Source organism: Geodermatophilus sp. SYSU D00867 (genome assembly GCF_054050315.1).
This window is the reverse complement of the sequence record NZ_JBJGZC010000040.1, coordinates 1-16,323: the sequence shown is the minus strand read 5'-3', so window position 1 is coordinate 16,323 and position 16,323 is coordinate 1. Positions and strand designations below refer to the sequence as shown.

12 protein-coding genes are annotated in these 16,323 nt (G+C 75.9%); 5 read left to right on the top strand and 7 right to left on the bottom strand.

The features are described 5' to 3' along the window. Positions 1–128: 128 nt before the first annotated feature. Positions 129–1,169: an LLM class flavin-dependent oxidoreductase gene (locus ACI8AK_RS23060; RefSeq protein WP_456958173.1), complete on the bottom strand. Its 1,041-nt coding sequence runs from the start codon at positions 1,167–1,169 to the stop codon at positions 129–131. Between the two features lie 42 nt (positions 1,170–1,211). Continuing rightward, positions 1,212–1,580 (bottom strand): VOC family protein, encoded by a 369-nt coding sequence (locus tag ACI8AK_RS23055; protein WP_456903675.1) that lies wholly within the window; start codon positions 1,578–1,580, stop codon positions 1,212–1,214. A 250-nt stretch (positions 1,581–1,830) separates the two neighbouring features. Here ACI8AK_RS23055 and ACI8AK_RS23050 point away from each other — a divergent pair, with 250 nt between their 5' ends. Further along, entirely contained in the window at positions 1,831–3,852 is a 2,022-nt protein-coding gene (locus tag ACI8AK_RS23050; RefSeq protein ID WP_456903673.1) for a putative bifunctional diguanylate cyclase/phosphodiesterase, read from the top strand. Positions 3,853–3,893: 41 nt separating this feature from the next. Here the strand turns inward: ACI8AK_RS23050 and ACI8AK_RS23045 are convergent, their stop codons facing one another. Next, positions 3,894–4,694 (bottom strand): SGNH/GDSL hydrolase family protein, encoded by an 801-nt coding sequence (locus ACI8AK_RS23045; protein WP_387985566.1) that lies wholly within the window; start codon positions 4,692–4,694, stop codon positions 3,894–3,896. Between the two features lie 69 nt (positions 4,695–4,763). Here ACI8AK_RS23045 and ACI8AK_RS23040 point away from each other — a divergent pair, with 69 nt between their 5' ends. Continuing rightward, positions 4,764–5,546 carry a transglutaminase-like domain-containing protein gene (locus ACI8AK_RS23040; RefSeq protein WP_456958171.1) on the top strand — a complete coding sequence of 261 codons (783 nt, stop codon included), beginning with the start codon at positions 4,764–4,766 and terminating at the stop codon, positions 5,544–5,546. Positions 5,547–5,550: 4 nt separating this feature from the next. Here the strand turns inward: ACI8AK_RS23040 and ACI8AK_RS23035 are convergent, their stop codons facing one another. Continuing rightward, on the bottom strand, positions 5,551–6,975 hold the full coding sequence (locus ACI8AK_RS23035; RefSeq protein WP_456958170.1) for a dihydrolipoyl dehydrogenase family protein: 1,425 nt from the start codon (positions 6,973–6,975) through the stop codon (positions 5,551–5,553). A gap of 34 nt (positions 6,976–7,009) precedes the next feature. Between ACI8AK_RS23035 and ACI8AK_RS23030 the strand changes: the two genes are divergently transcribed. Together ACI8AK_RS23030 and ACI8AK_RS23025 are read left to right on the top strand one after the other, a co-directional pair. Further along, positions 7,010–7,510, top strand: coding sequence for a flavin reductase family protein (locus tag ACI8AK_RS23030; protein ID WP_456903667.1), 501 nt, complete (start codon positions 7,010–7,012; stop codon positions 7,508–7,510). Positions 7,511–7,603: 93 nt separating this feature from the next. After that, complete coding sequence (locus ACI8AK_RS23025) at positions 7,604–10,207, top strand: bifunctional FO biosynthesis protein CofGH (protein ID WP_456958169.1); 2,604 nt, start codon at positions 7,604–7,606, stop codon at positions 10,205–10,207. A 66-nt stretch (positions 10,208–10,273) separates the two neighbouring features. Here the strand turns inward: ACI8AK_RS23025 and ACI8AK_RS23020 are convergent, their stop codons facing one another. The 3 genes from ACI8AK_RS23020 to ACI8AK_RS23010 all read right to left on the bottom strand — a co-directional run bounded on the left by ACI8AK_RS23020 (position 10,274) and on the right by ACI8AK_RS23010 (position 15,107). Further along, positions 10,274–12,187: a glycosyl hydrolase family 28-related protein gene (locus tag ACI8AK_RS23020; RefSeq protein ID WP_456958167.1), complete on the bottom strand. Its 1,914-nt coding sequence runs from the start codon at positions 12,185–12,187 to the stop codon at positions 10,274–10,276. 100 nt (positions 12,188–12,287) lie between these two features. Beyond that, the gene (locus tag ACI8AK_RS23015; protein WP_387985581.1) at positions 12,288–14,153 is read right to left on the bottom strand and encodes a putative bifunctional diguanylate cyclase/phosphodiesterase; all 1,866 of its coding nucleotides are present in this window, start codon (positions 14,151–14,153) and stop codon (positions 12,288–12,290) included. Between the two features lie 51 nt (positions 14,154–14,204). Continuing rightward, complete coding sequence (locus tag ACI8AK_RS23010; protein WP_387985584.1) at positions 14,205–15,107, bottom strand: ATP-grasp fold amidoligase family protein; 903 nt, start codon at positions 15,105–15,107, stop codon at positions 14,205–14,207. 79 nt (positions 15,108–15,186) lie between these two features. Here ACI8AK_RS23010 and ACI8AK_RS23005 point away from each other — a divergent pair, with 79 nt between their 5' ends. Further along, entirely contained in the window at positions 15,187–16,200 is a 1,014-nt protein-coding gene (locus ACI8AK_RS23005; protein WP_456958165.1) for an NADPH:quinone reductase, read from the top strand. The last annotated feature ends 123 nt before the right edge of the window (positions 16,201–16,323 follow it).

The window sequence follows — 16,323 nt, the reverse complement described above, 5'->3', positions numbered from 1 at the left end:
CACCCAACAAACCGCGCCCTCGTCCCCGCAACGCTCGCCGCCGAGGCAACGGTCAGATACGAGGGACCCCCGGGACCCCGCAGCGCCCCGGCCCCCCCCCGCGGCCCCGGGCCTCTCGCGTGCGTGCGTCAGCGCGCGCCGGCGGGCGTCCAGCCCAGCGCCGGCGCGACGTGGCGCGCGACGTTCTCCAGCAGCCGGGCGTTGTACTCGACGCCGAGCATGTTCGGCACCGTGAGCAGCAGGGTGTCGGCCTCGCGGACGGCGGCGTCCTTGGCCAGCTCCTCGGCCACCTCGTCGGGCTCGCCGGCGTAGCTGCGGCCGAAGCGGGCGCGCACGCCCTCGAGCAGGCCGACCTGGTCGGACGAGCGGCGCTCGTCGCCGAAGTAGGCGCGGTCGACGTCGGACACGATCGGGACGACGCTGCGGCTCACCGACACCCGCGGCTCGCGGCCCCACCCGGCCTCGGCCCAGGCGGCGCGGTAGCGGGCGATCTGCTCGGCCTGCAGCTCGTCGAAGGGCACGCCGGTGTCCTCGGACAGCAGCGTCGAGCTCATCAGGTTCAGCCCCTGGCGGGCGGCCCACTCCCCCGTCGCCCGGGTGCCGGCGCCCCACCAGATCCGGTCGGCCAGGCCCGGCGACTGCGGCTGGATCGCGAGCCGGCCGCGCGCGCCGCCGGTCATCCCGGGGTCGGCGTCGACGACGGTCGCGCCGCGCACCGCGGCGAGGAACAGCGCCGTCTTCTCGCGCGCCAGGTCGGCGTCCGAGGACCCCTCCGGCGGGACGTAGCCGAACGCCTCCGAGCCGCGCAGCGCCGTCTCCGGTGACCCCCGGCTCACGCCGAGCTGCAGCCGGCCGCCGGCGAGCAGGTCGGTGGCCGCGGCCTCCTCGGCCATGTACAGCGGGTTCTCGTAGCGCATGTCGATGACGCCGGTGCCGAGCTCGATCCGCGAGGTCCGCGCGGCCATGGCGGCCAGCAGCGGGAACGGCGAGGCCAGCTGCCGCGCGAAGTGGTGCACCCGGACGAACGCGCCGTCCAGGCCCAGCTCCTCGGCGGCGACGGCGAGCTCGACGGTCTGCACCAGCGCGTCCCGCGCCGTGCGCACCTCCGAGCCGGGCAGCGGCTGCCAGTGCCCGAACGACAGGAACCCGATGCGCTTGCCGACGTCCATGCCCGGCACAGCGCACGGGCCGGGCGCGGGATTCCCCGGCGCTCAGCGCGCCGGCAGCTGCTGGACCGCCCAGCCGTTGCCGTCCGGGTCGCTGAAGAACACGAACGACCCCCAGGGGAGGTGCTGGACCTCGCTGACCTCGACGCCGCGCCGGGTCAGCTCCTCGTGCGCCACCTCGACGTCGTCGACGACGAGCTGCAGCCCCTGCGCCGCCCCGGGCGGCACGTCGAGCAGGCCGGTGCCGATCGCGATCGAGCACGCCGACCCCGGCGGGGTGAGCTGCACGAACCTGACCGCCTCGCTCACCCGGTGGTCGTGGTCGAGGTGGAACCCGGCGCCGTCGGTGTAGAAGGCGATCGCACGGTCGACGTCGCTGACCGGCACGGCGACCAGCTCCAGCTTCCAGTCCATGACGCGCTCCTCCGCTCGGGGCGCCCACCCTGCTCCCCGGAGCGGGGGCCGGGCACCCTCCCGGGCGCCCGGAGCGGACACCCGTGCCGAGGGAGACCGCGGCCGCAGGTGGAGGCGCTGCTCACCGCGACGCCCCACGCGCACCGGACGACACGGCAGCCTCCCGCCGTGACGCAACGTGAGCGACCGACCACGACTCTCCGTGTGCGGGTTCCGCTGCTCCGGCCGTCCGGTCGGCCACCCTGTGCAGGTGACTCTCAGCGCCCCCCACGTGCCCCGGCCCCGGGCCGACCAGCCCGGCGAGCCGAGCGGCGCACCGGCGGGGACGAGGCTGCGGGCCATCGACACGCTGCTGGCCGACCGCGGCCAGGTGTTCCGCGCCCTGTTCCTCAACTCGCCGGTGCCCAAGGCCCTGGTCGGCCTCGACGGCCACCTGCTCGTCGTCAACGACGCGCTGTGCGCGCTGTCCGGCCGCGGCATCGACGACGTGGTGGGCCGCCACGTCGACCTGCTCGCCCACCCCGACGAGGCCCCGATCGCCGACGGCGACGGCGCTGCCGGGGACGAGGCCGGTCTGGACCCGTGGCTGCGCCGGGACGGCGAGCGCCGCCTGCGCCGCGCCGACGGCACCGAGCTGTGGGTGCAGCAGTCGCACACCGTCGTCCACCGGACCACCGGTGAGCCGCACTTCGTCGTCCTGTCGCTGGTCGACGTCACCGACCGGCGGCGGGCCGAGGAGGACCTGGTCCGCCGGGCCTTCACCGACCAGCTCACCGGGCTGCCCAACCGCCGCGCCCTCACCGACCGGCTCGCCCACGCCCTCGCGCTGTCCCGCCGCCGCGGGCTCCAGGTGGGCCTGGTGCACCTGGACCTCGACCGGTTCCAGGCGGTCAACGACACCCTCGGCACCGAGGCCGGCGACCAGCTGCTCAGCCAGGTCGCCGACCGGCTCCGCTGGAGCACCCGCGTCGAGGACACCGCCGTGCGGCTCGGCGCCGACGAGTTCCTCATCCTCGCCGAGGACGTCGAGGACCTCGACGGCCTGCGGGCGCTGGCCGACCGGCTGCTGTCGGTGCTCGACGACCCGTTCCAGCTCGGCAACCGCGAGATCGTGCTGTCGGCGAGCGTCGGGCTGACCATGGGCTCCGACGTCGCCCCCGACGACCTGCTGCGCCAGGCGCACAGCGCGCTCACCCGCGCCAAGCGGGACGGCAGCCGGGCGCGCATCGAGGTGCACGACGGCGGCCTGACCGAGGACGAGGTCGACCTGCTGCAGCTGGAGACCGACCTGCGCCGCGCGCTGGACGGCGACGAGCTGCGGCTGTTCTACCAGCCGATCGTCTCCCTGGCCGACGAGACCCTGCTCGGTTACGAGGCGCTCATCCGCTGGCAGCACCCCACCCGCGGGCTGCTGCCGCCGGGCGCGTTCCTCGACGCCGCGGAGAACAACCGGCTCACCTCCCGCCTGGGCGCCTGGGTGCTGCGGCAGGCGTGCACCGACGCCGCCGGCTGGCCGGCCGGGCTGCGGGTGCACGTCAACGTCTCGGCGCGCCACCTGGCCGAGGAGGGCTTCAGCGACCTGGTCGCCGCCGCGCTGGAGGAGTCCGGCCTGCCGCCCGGGCGGCTGGAGCTGGAGATCACCGAGTCGACGGCGCTGTTCGCGGCCGAGGCCACGCTGCAGGCGGTGTCGGAGGTGACCGCGCGCGGCGTGACGCTGGCGCTCGACGACTTCGGCACCGGCTACTCGGCCATCACCGCGCTGCACCGGCTGCCGATCCACACCGTCAAGATCGACCGGTCGTTCGTCGCCGACGTCGTCACCCGGCCCTCCACCGCCGCCCTGGTCCAGGGCCTGCTGCAGCTCGGGCAGGGCATGGGCCTGCAGGTGATCGCCGAGGGCATCGAGGACCTCGAGCAGGCCGAGTGGCTGCGCCGGCACGGCTGCGCGATGGCGCAGGGCTACGCCTTCGGCCGGCCCGCGCCGCTGCCCAGCCGCGCCGAGGCGCTCATGGCCGAGGTGCTCGTCGAGCAGGCCGCCGAGGAGGCCGCCGCCGTCCTCGAGGCCGTGACCGGCGAGCTGGAGGCGGTCACCGGCGAGCTGCCCCCGGTGCCGGACCCGGCCGGCGGCGACGGCGTCGACCTGTTCCCGCTGGAGGACGCCGAGGAGCCCCCGGCCCCCCGGCCGTTCCTCGTGGTCGTCGAGGACACGACCACCGACGACGAGCCGGCCACAAACGGGGACGAGACGGACGGGGACCAGTCCCCCGCCTGAGCCCTCCGGGAACCTCCGCGGAGGTGCACGGTCCCGGCGGTTCAGCCGCGGGGCAGCGCCAGCGGCACCGGCCGCTTCGGGGCCCGCCCGTCGCCGGAGGACCGGCCGCGCAGGCGGCGGGCGATCCACGGCGCGACGAACCCGCGCACCCAGGCGGCCTCCTCGGCCAGCGCCGCGCGCAGCGCCCGCGGCGGGGCCGGCGGCAGCGGGGTGCGCCACTCGCCGTCGCCGGGGACCGGGACGCCGAGCGCGTCGGCCGCGGCCAGCGCCATCCGCCGGTGCCCCTCGGCGGTGAGGTGGATGCGGTCGCTGTCCCACAGCCGCCAGTCCAGCAGCCAGTCCGCGCCCCACTGGTCGAGGACGACGGCGCCGTGCCGCGCGGCGATCGACCACAGCGAGGCGTTGAACACCGCGACCCGGCCGCGGGTGCGCCGGATGATCGGCGTCAGCCGCGGGTCGACGCCGGTGGCGAGCAGCACGTCGGCGCCGTCGGCGCGGAAGGCGGCCACCGCCGCCTCCAGCGCGGCGGCCAGCACGTCGGGGTCGGCGCCGGGACGGAGCAGGTCGTTGCCGCCGGCCACCAGGCTCACCAGGTCCGGCTGCGCCGCGCGGGCGACCGGCACCTGCTCGGCGAGCACCTGCGGGAGCAGCCGCCCGCGGACGGCGAGGTTGGCGTACTCGACGTCGGCGCCCGGGGAGGCCTCGGCCAGGTGCTCGGCCAGCCGGTCGGCCCAGCCGCGGTACTCGCCGGGGCGGGCCGGGTCGGGGTCGCTGAGCCCCTCGGTGAAGGAGTCGCCGAGGGCGACGTAGCGGCGCCAGGAACTGCGGGACGGTGCGGGCACGGACCCACTGCAGCACGGTGAGCGAGCACACAGCGCGCCGGGACCCCGGCCGCGGCGACGATCTCGGTCATGCCGACCTCCGTCGCCGCCTCGCTCACCCTCTCCTCGGCCGGCCCGGCCACCGCGTTGCTGCAGGTGGCGGTGGCCACGCCCGCCACCGAGACGCTGACCGTGCTGTGCGAGGGGCGCCCGCTGGAGGTCGAGGAGCTCCGGGTGGGCGAGGCGCGGGTGCACCGGGTCCGGCTGGAGGCGGGCACCACCGAGGTCACCTACACCGCGACCGCCGAGCGCGGCGGCCCGGGCCGCGCGGTGACGCCGGAGGCGTGGGCGGAGGCGATCCGGCCCAGCCGCTACTGCCCGTCGGACCAGCTCGAGGGGTTCGCCGCCACCGAGTTCGACCGCTCGCTGCCCCGCGCCGAGCTGGTGGGCGCGGTGGCCGACTGGGTGCACCGGCGGCTGGTCTACGCCGCGGGCGCCAGCCGCCCGGTGGACACCGCCGTCGACACGCTGCTGGCCGGGCGCGGCGTGTGCCGCGACTACGCGCACCTCACGGTCACCCTGCTGCGCGCCCTGGAGGTGCCGGCGCGGCTGGTCGCCGTCTACGCGCCCGGGCTGGACCCGATGGACTTCCACGCCGTCGCGGAGGCCGACGTCGGCGGGACCTGGTGCGTGGTCGACGCGACGCGGCTGGCGCCGACGTCGTCGCTGGTGCGGATCTGCTCGGGCCGCGACGCCGCCGACACCGCCTTCCTGACCACGCTCGGCGGCGCGCAGTTCCGGGGCATGACCGTCACCGCCACCGTCGACGGCGACCTGCCCGCACCGAGCGACACGCCGTTCCCGCTGCCCTGAGCGCTCAGCCGCGCCAGGTCTCGAGCAACCGCAGCCAGATCTCGCTGACCGTCGGGTGGGCCGGGACCGCGTGCCACAGCCGCGCGATCGGCACCTCCCCGACGACGGCGATCGTCGCCGCGTGCAGCAGCTCGGCCACCGCCGGGCCGACGAAGGTCACCCCGAGCAGCACCTCGCGCTCGGTGTCGACGACGGCGACCGCGGTCCCCTCGTAGCCGTCGGCGAACAGGGCGGCGCCCGAGACCGAGCCGATCGGGTACTCGACGACGCGGTGCGGCAGGCCGCGCTCCTCCGCCTGGGCGCTGGTCAGGCCGACGCTGGCCACCTGCGGGTCGGTGAACACGACCGAGGGCGTGGCGGCGTGGTCGGCGGTGGCGGTGTGCGGCGACCAGTCCTCCACCCGCACCTCCTCGCCGCGGGCGCGGGCGACGATCGCCGCGCCGGCCTGGCGGGCCTGGTACTTGCCCATGTGGGTGAGCTGCCGGCGACCGTTGACGTCGCCGACGCCGTAGAGCCACGGCAGCCCGCGCACCTGCAGCGTGTCGTCGACGTCGAGGTACTCCCCCGGCTCGAGGCCGACGCTGTCCACGCCGATCGCCGTCGTCCGCGCCCGCCGCCCGACGGCCACGAGCACCTCGTCGCCGCGGACCTCGCCCTCGGCGGTCGTGAGGACGACCTCGTCGTGCTCGCGGCGGGCCGCGCGGACCTCCGCGTCGAGCCGGACGTCGACGCCACGGTCGCGCAGCGAGGCGAGCACCGCGTCACCCGCCTGCGGCTCGGCGCCGGGCAGCAGCCGGTCGCCCTGCTGGAGGAGCGTCACCTGAGAGCCGAGGGCGTTCCAGGCGAAGGACGTCTCGCAGCCGACGTAGCCGCCGCCGACCACCAGCAGCCGGCGCGGGGGCTCCTTCGCGCTCGTGGCCTCGCGCGGGGTCCACGGCTCGACGTCGGGCAGGCCCTCGACCGGCGGCACCGCGGCCTCCGACCCGGTGCAGACCGCGACCGCGTGCCGCGCGGTGAGCCGGGTCTCCCCGCCGTCGGGGCGGGTGACGACGACGGTGCGCTCACCCTCGAGCCGGGCGGTGCCGCGGACCAGGTCGATGCCGGCGCCCTCGACCCAGCGCACCTGGCCTGCGTCGTCCCAGTGGCTGGTGAAGGAGTCGCGGCGCTCGAGGGTCGCGGCGACGTCCTGCTCGCCGGTGACCGCGGCGGCGGCGCCCTTGACCGCGCGCGCCTCCTCGATCGCCTCGGTGCCGCGCAGCAGCGCCTTGCTCGGCATGCAGGCGTAGTAGGAGCACTCCCCGCCGACGAGGTGCTCCTCCACCAGCACCGCGGACAGCCCGCCCCGGACGACGACGTCGGCGACGTTCTCCCCGGTCGAGCCGGCTCCCATCACGACGACGTCGTAGGTCTTCTCGTCCGCGCTGCTCACCGGGCCATCCTGGCGGTGTGGTCGACTGGCCGCCATGCCGGTGTCACCCTCCGACTTCAGCGCCGCCCTGCGGCAGTACGCGGCGGGGGTGGCGCTGCTGACCGTCCGGGACGACATCGACGACGTCGGCACGACGGTCACCTCGGTCATGAGCGTGTCGGCCGACCCGCCGCTGGTCGCCGTCGGGCTGACCGCCGACGGGTACCCGGCCGAGGTGCTGGAGGCCGTGGGCACCTGCGGGCTCACCGTCCTCGCCGCCGGGCAGGCGATCCTCGCCAGCCGGTTCTCCTCCGCCGGGCGGCCCTCGGCGCGGCACCTGCTCGAGTCGGTGCCCTGGTCGCGGGCGGCCGGCAGCGGCGCGATCGTGCTCGACGGCGGCGTCGTCGCGCTGGACTGCCGGCTCGACCGGCTCGTGCCGGCCGGCGACCACGTGCTGGCGCTGCTCGCCGTCGAGGACGTGCCGGTCCTGCGCGACGGCGCCGCGCCCCTGCTCCGGCTGCGCGGCCGCTACGTCGACGCCCCCGGGAGCCGTTAGCGCGACAGAGGCGGTTCCGGCCCCCGCGGGGGCCCGCCCGCGAGCCTGCGAGCGGGTGGGGGGCGGGGGGTCCTTCGACTAGTTTCAGGGGCGATGAGCGAGCCGCAGAACCCCGTGCCGTCCGCGCTGCGCCGGGCCCTCGCCCGCGCCGAGCGTGGCGTGACCCTCGACGCCGGCGAGGCCGAGACCCTGCTGTCGGCCCGCGGGCTGGGCGACGGCGAGCCGCTGGACCGCCTGCTCGCCGCCGCCTCGCGGGTGCGCGACGCCGGCCTGGCCTCGGCCGGCCGCCCCGGCGTGGTCACCTACAGCCGGAAGGTGTTCATCCCGCTCACCCACCTGTGCCGCGACCGCTGCCACTACTGCACGTTCGTGACCACGCCCGGGCAGCTGCGGGCCCAGGGGAGGGCGCCGTTCCTCTCCCCCGACGAGGTGCTCGACGTCGCCCGGCAGGGCGCGGCGCTGGGCTGCAAGGAGGCGCTGTTCACCCTCGGCGACCGGCCCGAGGACCGCTGGCCGGTCGCCGCCGAGTGGCTGGAGGCGCACAGCTTCGACTCGACGCTGGCCTACCTGCGGGCGATGGCGATCCGGGTGCTGGAGGAGACCGGGCTGCTCCCGCACCTCAACCCCGGGGTGATGACGTGGGAGGAGGTCCAGCGGCTCAAGCCGGTGTCGGCGTCGATGGGGATGATGCTCGAGACGACCGCGACCCGGCTGTGGTCCGAGCGCGGCGGCCCCCACTTCGGCTCCCCCGACAAGGAGCCGGCCGTGCGGCTGCGGGTGCTCGAGGACGCCGGCCGCTCCGCCGTCCCGTTCACCACCGGCGTGCTGCTGGGCATCGGCGAGACGCCGGCCGAGCGGGTGGACGCCGTCCTGCGGATCCGCGCCGCGCACCAGCGGCACGGGCACGTGCAGGAGGTCATCGTCCAGAACTTCCGCGCGAAGCCGCGCACCGCGATGGCCGCGCACGACGACCTCGCGCTGCAGGAGTACGTGGCCGCCGTCGCCGTCACCCGGCTGCTGCTCGGCCCGCGGGCGCGGGTGCAGGCGCCGCCGAACCTGTCCGACTCCACCGAGCTCGGGCTGCTGCTGCGCGCCGGCGTCGACGACTGGGGCGGGGTCTCCCCGCTCACGCCCGACCACGTCAACCCCGAGCGGCCCTGGCCCAACACCGACAAGCTCGCCGCGCTGACCGCCGAGGGCGGGTTCACCCTGCGCGAGCGGCTGGCCGCCCAGCCGCGCTACGTGCTGGAGCCCGAGCCGTGGCTCGACCCGCGGGTGCGCCCGCACGTGGCCGCGCTGGCCGGGCCCGACGGCCTGGCCGTCGAGGGCCGCATCCCGGCCGGGCTGCCGTGGCAGGAGCCCGACGAGGCCTGGGTGTCCTCCGGCCGCACCGACCTGCACGTCGAGGTGGACACCGTCGGCCGCACCGGCGACCGGCGCGGGGACTTCGACGCCGTCTACGGCGACTGGGCCGACCTGCGCGACCGCACCACGGCGGCCCGCGACGGCTCCTCCACCGCCCTGGCCGTGGGTGACCCCGAGGTGCACGCCGCGCTGCGCGCCGCCGAGCGCGACCCCGCCGGGCTCTCCGACGCGCAGTACCTGGCGCTGCTCGGCGCCGACGGCCCCGACCTCGAGGCGCTGTGCGCGCTGGCCGACGGCGTGCGACGCGACGTGACCGGCGACGACGTCACCTACGTCGTCAACCGGAACGTCAACTTCACCAACGTCTGCTACACCGGCTGCCGGTTCTGCGCGTTCGCCCAGCGGCGCACCGACGCCGACGCCTACACGCTCTCGCTGTCCGAGGTCGGCGACCGGGTCGACCGCGCGTGGGCCGCCGGCGCCACCGAGATCTGCATGCAGGGCGGCATCCACCCCGACCTGCCCGGGTCCGCCTACCTGGACCTGATCGGCGAGGTGAAGCGCCGGCAGCCCGGCATCCACCTGCACGCGTTCAGCCCCATGGAGATCGTCAACGCCTCGGCCCGCACCGGGCTGTCGTTCGAGGACTTCCTGCGCGCGGCGAAGGAGGCCGGGCTCGACTCGGTCCCCGGCACGGCGGCGGAGATCCTCGACGACGACGTCCGCTGGGTGCTGACCAAGGGCAAGCTGCCCGCGGCGACCTGGCTGGAGATCATCGGCACCGCGCACCGGGTGGGCATCCCGACGACGTCGACGATGATGTACGGCCACGTCGACACCCCGGCGCACTGGGTGGCGCACCTGCGCACGATCGCCCGCCAGCAGGACGAGACCGGCGGGTTCACCGAGTTCGTGCTGCTGCCGTTCGTGCACCACAACGCGCCGATCTACCTCGCCGGCGTCGCACGGCCGGGCCCGACGGTGCGGGAGAACCGGGCGGTGCACGCCGTCGCCCGGCTGCTGCTGCACGGGCGGATCGGCAACGTCCAGACCTCGTGGGTGAAGCTCGGTGACGCCGGCACGCAGGCGGTGCTGCAGGGCGGGGCCAACGACCTCGGCGGCACGCTGATGGAGGAGACCATCAGCCGGATGGCCGGGAGCGAGAACGGCTCGCTGAAGACGATCGCCGAGCTCGAGGCGATGGCCGCGGCGATCGGCCGGCCCGCTCGACAGCGCACCACCGAGTACGGCACCCCCTCGGAGGAGCGGCTGCGCACCGCCCGCTCCGAGGCCGGCCGCCGCGCGCTCACCCTCTCGATCACCCCGGCCTGAGCCCGGGGGCCGGATGCGCCGGTGGGCCGCCGCGGGAGTCCGCGACGGCCCACCGGGCTCACTGCGTCAGGCCGCCGGGTGGTCGACCACGTAGGCCGGCGTGCCGGGACGGCTGCCGTCGACCTGGTCACCCACGTCGTTCACCACGTGCCGGATGACGCCGAGACCGTCGAGGTGGACGGTCGTCACGTGGTGCAGCCGCACGCCCGGCGTCGTCGGCACCTCGAAGCCGCTCTCGGTGGTGATCCCCGGACCGGCGTTGCGCTGGTAGCCGTAGACGCCGCCGCCGTAGAGGCGGTGCTGCTGCACGTCGTCGGCGACCTTGTAGCCGGCCCAGCCGAGGGTGCCGTCGGGCTGCTGCCAGTCGGCCTGCGACGGCGGGTCGTAGGGCAGCTCGTTCTGGTAGAGGACGGTCGTCCCCCGCTCGCCGTTCCAGATGGTGTTGTGGGTCTGGAAGTGCTCGACGAACAGGCCGGTCGCGGTCACCCGGTCGCCGTTGATCTCGGCGCCCACCCGGCCGGTGTTGGTCCGCCAGCGGTCGGTGTCACCGTTGACGCCCTGGGTGAAGCCGGGCTCGACGCCGTGGTCGGCGCGCCACACCCAGGTGTGGTCGATGAGGACGTCGTCGCTGTCGACCACGAGCGCGGTGTCGACCTTGCCCACGTGCGGGCCGCCGACGCGGAAGTAGACGTCGGACAGCGTCGTCGGGTCGGCCGCGTCGGACCGCCCGCCGTTGCCGTTCGGGTTGCCGACCTGCAGCAGCGCCGGCGACTCGACGGTGCCCGCGTCGATCGTCACGCCGGCCACGACGACGCCGGGGACGTCGGCGATCGTCAGCGGGACCGCCCCGCCGACCGCGGTCAGCGTCGCGTGCCCGATGCCGAGCACCACGGTGCCCGGCCGCTTGACGTCGATGCTGCGCGCGACGTCGTACACCCCCGGCGTGAGCAGCAGGTGGCCGCCGCGGGCGAGGTGGTTGTCGATCTGCTGGACGGGCGTCGACGGCGTCGCGACGAGGAAGTCGGTGAGGGGGAGCGTGCGGCCCGGCGTGAACCCGGCACCCCAGCTGGTGCCGCGTGAGGCCTGCTGCGCCGCGGGCACCCGCACGTTCCAGCGGCCCGCGTCGTCGAGGAACAGGTACGGCTTCTCGCGGCTGAGCGGGGTGGTGTCCAGCGTGGTGTACGGCGGGGTCGGGAAGGCCTCCTCGGAGGGCGCACCCACGACGCCGGAGAACACCTGGTTCCACACGCCGTTGGACCACGAGCCGACCGTGCTGTCGCGGGTCAGCCACTGCTGCTGCGAGCCGTTGACGACCGCGCCCGCCCGGGAGTCGGCGATGAACCCGCCGCTGGCGTAGTGCGGTCCGGCGGTGCAGTAGTCCATCAGCGACAGGGTGCCGCCGGTGACGTCCACCCGGCGCAGCGAGACCGCCTGGGACACGGCCCAGAAGTTGGCGCTCTGCCGGCAGCCGTCCTGACCGGTGGCGTTGACGTCGATCGTCAGGTTCGACACGGTGCGCCAGAAGTTGTTCAGCGCGATGCAGTTGGTCGTGCCACCGCCGTCGAGGCAGCGGTTGTAGCTCTCGACCTTGCCGTTGATGACCACGTCGGACGGCGAGTCCCCGAGGCCGGTGACCTCGGTGTAGTAGCCGACCTTGATCTGCAGCGGCTGGGCGTCGGTGCCGTAGGTGCCGGGGCGGAAGAGGTAGGCGTACCGCTCGGTGCCCATCTCGTCGTCCCTCTGGGCGGCGAAGGTCGCGTCCAGCTCGGCCTGGATCTCGCTGACCGGCATGGACGGGTCGAACACGGTGACGTTCACGCCGAGGTCCGGCGCGGTGGGGCTGGTGGCGGGCGGCGGGGCGGCGGAGGCCGCGCCCACCGCGAGGGGCGAGACGGACAGGGTCGTCGCGACGGCGAGCGCGGCGCCGAGACGGCGCCGGCGGACGGCGGGGAGGGTTCCTGGCTGCACGGACGTCCTCATCGTCGAGGGTGTACGCACGGTGTGACTGCTGTCACGGTGCGCGCACAGGTTAGGGGACCGTTCCGTTCCGTCCGCGACCACCCCCGGACGCCCGCGCAGGTCAGGGGGCCGGTACCGGCTCCCGCGGTGCGGGGACGGCGCCGGTGGGCGCCGGCTGGGCGGGGTCGTGCGCGGGCGCGGGCAGCGGGCGGCCGAAGAGGTAGCCCTGCGCGTGCGAGCAGGCGAGGCCGCCGAGGACGGCGTGCTGCTCGCTGGTCTCCACGCCCTCCGCGACCACCTCCAGCCGCAGGTTGCGCGCCAGCTCGATCATGGAGGCCACCAGCGCCCGCGAGCGGACGTCGCCGCCGAGGTCCTGCACGAAGCTGCGGTCGATCTTGAGGACGTCCGCGGGCAGCCGGCGCAGGTAGGTCAGGCTCGCGTAGCCGGTGCCGAAGTCGTCGATCGCGATCCGCACGCCGAGCTCCCGCAGCGCCCGCAGCTGCCCGGCCACGCGGTCGACGTCGCGCAGCAGCACGCCCTCGGTCACCTCCAGCGTCAGCTGCGCCGCCGGCAGGCCGCTCGCGGCGAGGACGGCGGACACCAGCGCGACGACGTCGTCGTCGGCCAGCTGCCGCGGCGAGAGGTTGACCGCGATGCCGATCGGCCGGCCGGCCTCCGCCGTCCAGACCGTCGCCTGCCCGACCGCCTGCTCGAGCACCCAGCGGCCGATCTCGAGGATCGCGCCGCTCGCCTCGGCCAGGGGCACGAACTCCGCGGGCGGCACGAGCCCGCGCTGCGGGTGCTGCCAGCGCAGCAGCGCCTCGTAGCCGGTGGTGCGGCCGTCGGCGAGGTCGATGGTGGGCTGGTAGTACACCTCCAGCTGGCCGGCCCGGACCGCGGCGGTCAGGTCCTGCAGCAGGGTGACCTCCTCCTCGGCCGCCTCGGCCATGCCCGGCGCGTAGCGGACCAGCCGGTTCTTCCCCAGCGCCTTGGCGCGGTACATGGCCAGGTCGGCGTTGCGCAGCAGCGTCCCGGGCCGCCGGTCGCCCGCCGTCGCGGTGTCGGCGACGCCGATGCTCACGTGCACGGCCAGCGGCCGCCCGCCGACGTCGACCGGCTCGGCGAGCGCGGCCAGGACCCGCTCGCCGACGGCCGCCGCCTCGTCGGCGCCGCCGTCGACCACGACGGCGAACTCGTCGCCGCCCAGCCGGCCCACCTCGTCGCCCTCCCGGACGCAGGCCCGCAGCCGGTCGCCCACCGTGGTGAGCAGGACGTCGCCGGCCGCGTGCCCGCGGGTGTCGTTGACGTCCTTGAAGTCGTCCAGGTCCAGGAACAGCACGCTGACCGGGCCGGTGCGGCGGGCCAGCAGCGTGGCGGTGGTCTGCAGCAGGCGGGTGCGGTTGGCCAGCCCCGTGAGCGGGTCGTGCAGCCCCTGCCGCTCGTTGAGCCGCCACGAGGACAGGTGCGCCAGGCTCGCGGCCAGCACGAACCCGCCGTGCACCAGCGCCCAGAGCCACGGGTCGCGGTAGGCCGCCTCGTGGTCGAACACCGAGTGCGGGAAGAGCGTGCCGACGGCGCCGTGGTGCCCGATGACGACCACGAGGGCCAGCCCGAAGGGCACCCAGTCCTGGTAGAGCGACACCAGGCCGACGACGACGAAGAAGTGGAAGTGCGCCTCGGTCAGCCCGTCGCAGACGTGCACGAACAGCACCGAGGCGGCCAGCAGGCTCCCGGTCACCCCCGCGGCCCGCAGCGTGCGGCCGGCGTTCGGCAGCAGGCTGAACGACACCGGGTAGGCGACGGCGAGGGCGGCACCGCCCGCCGCGGCCGGAGCCCAGCCCCGGGCCACCGCGAGGACGCCGATCGCCACGGCCTGCACCGCGGCCAGCCGCAGCAGCAGCGCGTGCCGCCGCTGCCAGACCTCGTCCGGCAGTGGCCGCCCCTCGGGCAGCGCGCGGCGGAGTCGGCCGATGACGGGGAGCTCCATGAGGCCCCATCGGCCGCCCGTCTGTTCCGGATCAGTTCCGTTCCGCGGTGGTCACCCCGGGGGGTGAGGACCGCCACACCGGCGCGCCGCCGCGGTGCGCCAGCGGGGCCGGTCCACCTCGGCGGGAAGCGTCCACCAGGTGCCCAGCCACGCGTCGAGCCCCGGCTCGAGGCGGGACAGCCCCGCGCCCGGGTAGGGCGTCAGCTCCCCCGCCCAGAGCCGGCCGTCGTGCCGGTAGAGGTCCACCCGGAGCATGTCGAAGCCGGCCGCCGCCGCGGCCGCGGCCTCGAGCAGCTCGGGCAGCCAGGCCGGGCGCGGCACGTCGGGCCCGGGCGGGTAGCCCCACGTCCAGGGCAGCGGCTCCCAGCCGGCGGTGTACAGGCGCGCACGGTGCACGTCCCGCCGGCCGGTGTGCACGCCGACCACCCGCGGCACGCCGTGGAACACCAGGACCTTGAGGTCGGTGGGCACCTCCCCGGGCTCCCCGACGTGCTCCTCCACCAGCAGGCCCGGCCGGGCGCAGCGGTAGGCCCACTCCTCGCTGTCGCGCCAGTAGCGCTCGGCCACCCAGCCGGCGGTGCGCGCGGCGAGATCGGCGACGTCGGGCCGCCCCTCCCCCACCAGCACCCGCCGGCACGAGTGGTTGGGCTTGAGCACCCACGGGCCGGGGAGGTCGACGCCGGCCAGCTCCGCGACGTCGGTGCCGGACCAGTACGTCCGCGGCACCCGCAGCAGGTCCGGCGCCCGCCGCGCGAAGTGCTCCTTCATGGCCAGCTTGTCGCAGGTCGGCGCCAGCAGCGGACGGCGATCGCGGGTGATCCGCCGCTGCAGCTTCTCGGTGAAGGTGCGTGGCTCCCCCCACGGCGGCAGCCGGCCGTGGTGCTGCCGGTAGAGCCGCGCCCGGCGCAGCGAGGACGGGAGCACGCGGCTCCAGGCCGGGGCGGACTCGCTCACCCGCTCTCCCTACCGCGCCGCGCCCCGATCGGAACAGGGCCGTACGCAACAGGGACGCCGCGCGGGGTAGGGCCGCCGGGTGCGTGCCATCACCTACACCCGGCCCGGCGGCCCCGAGGTCCTGCAGCTGACCGACCGGCCCACCCCCGACCCCGGCCCCGGCGAGGTCCTCGTCCGGCTCGCGACGGCCGGCGTCAACCCGACCGACTGGAAGTCCCGCAGCAACGCGCAGCCCGGGCCCGGCGGCCAGGTGCCCGGCCAGGACGGCGCCGGCACGGTGGAGGCGGTCGGGCAGGGCGTGGACCCCGCGATCCGCGGCGAGCGGGTCTGGGTGTGGGAGGCGGCCTGGCAGCGCCCCTGGGGGACGGCGGCGGAGTACACCGTCGTGCCCGCCCGCCAGGCGGTGCCCATGGGCCCGGCGCCCTCGTTCGAGCTCGGCGCCGCGCTGGGCATCCCGTTCCTCACCGCGCACCGCTGCCTCACCCTCGGCGAGTCCGTGCCCGACCGGATGGGCCCCGGCTCGCTGACCGGGCGCACCGTGCTGGTGCAGGGCGGCGCCGGCGCGGTGGGCAACGCGGCGATCCAGCTCGCGCGCTGGGCCGACGCCACGGTCGTCGCCACGGTGAGCAGCCCGCGCAAGGCGCAGCTGGCCGCGGCGGCCGGCGCCTCGCACGTCGTCGACTACCGGCGGCAGGACGTCGTCGCCGAGGTCCGCAAGATCGCGCCGAAGGGCGTCGACACGGTCGTGGAGGTGTCAGCGGCCCGCAACGCCGCCGTCGACGCGCAGGTGGTCGGCATGCACGGCGCGGTCGCGGTGTACGCCGACGACGGCGGCGCGGAGGTCACCATCCCGGTGCGCGCGCAGATGGGCCCCAACGCCCGCTGGAACTTCGTGCTCGTCTACACGCAGCCCGAGCGGGCCAAGGTCCTCGGCGTCGAGGACGTCAACGCGGCCCTCCTCGACGGCGCGCTGCGGGTGGGCGAGGACGCCGGGCTGCCGCTGCACGTCTTCCCGCTGGCGGAGACGGCGCAGGCGCACCGGGCCGTGGAGGACGGCGCCGTCGGCAAGGTCCTGGTGGACGTGACGGCCTAGCTGTAGTGACCACGAGCGTTGTTGACGGCCTAGCGGGCTGAGACAGCGAGGAGACCTCCGGGTGAGGGTGTGGGTGCTGACGCCTCACCGACGACCCGGAGGTCTCGTGTCCCACGCTAATGC

What these genes read in the sequence shown, in the direction of transcription:
- ACI8AK_RS23040 (WP_456958171.1), top strand. Translation starts at nt 4,764, where the DNA reads ATGCCGACCTCCGTCGCCGCCTCGCTCACCCTCTCCTCGGCCGGCCCG.
- ACI8AK_RS23030 (WP_456903667.1), top strand. Translation starts at nt 7,010, where the DNA reads ATGCCGGTGTCACCCTCCGACTTCAGCGCCGCCCTGCGGCAGTACGCG.
- ACI8AK_RS23060 (WP_456958173.1), bottom strand. Translation starts at nt 1,169, where the DNA reads ATGGACGTCGGCAAGCGCATCGGGTTCCTGTCGTTCGGGCACTGGCAG.
- ACI8AK_RS23025 (WP_456958169.1), top strand. Translation starts at nt 7,604, where the DNA reads ATGAGCGAGCCGCAGAACCCCGTGCCGTCCGCGCTGCGCCGGGCCCTC.
- ACI8AK_RS23020 (WP_456958167.1), bottom strand. Translation starts at nt 12,187, where the DNA reads ATGAGGACGTCCGTGCAGCCAGGAACCCTCCCCGCCGTCCGCCGGCGC.
- ACI8AK_RS23055 (WP_456903675.1), bottom strand. Translation starts at nt 1,580, where the DNA reads ATGGACTGGAAGCTGGAGCTGGTCGCCGTGCCGGTCAGCGACGTCGAC.
- ACI8AK_RS23015 (WP_387985581.1), bottom strand. Translation starts at nt 14,153, where the DNA reads ATGGAGCTCCCCGTCATCGGCCGACTCCGCCGCGCGCTGCCCGAGGGG.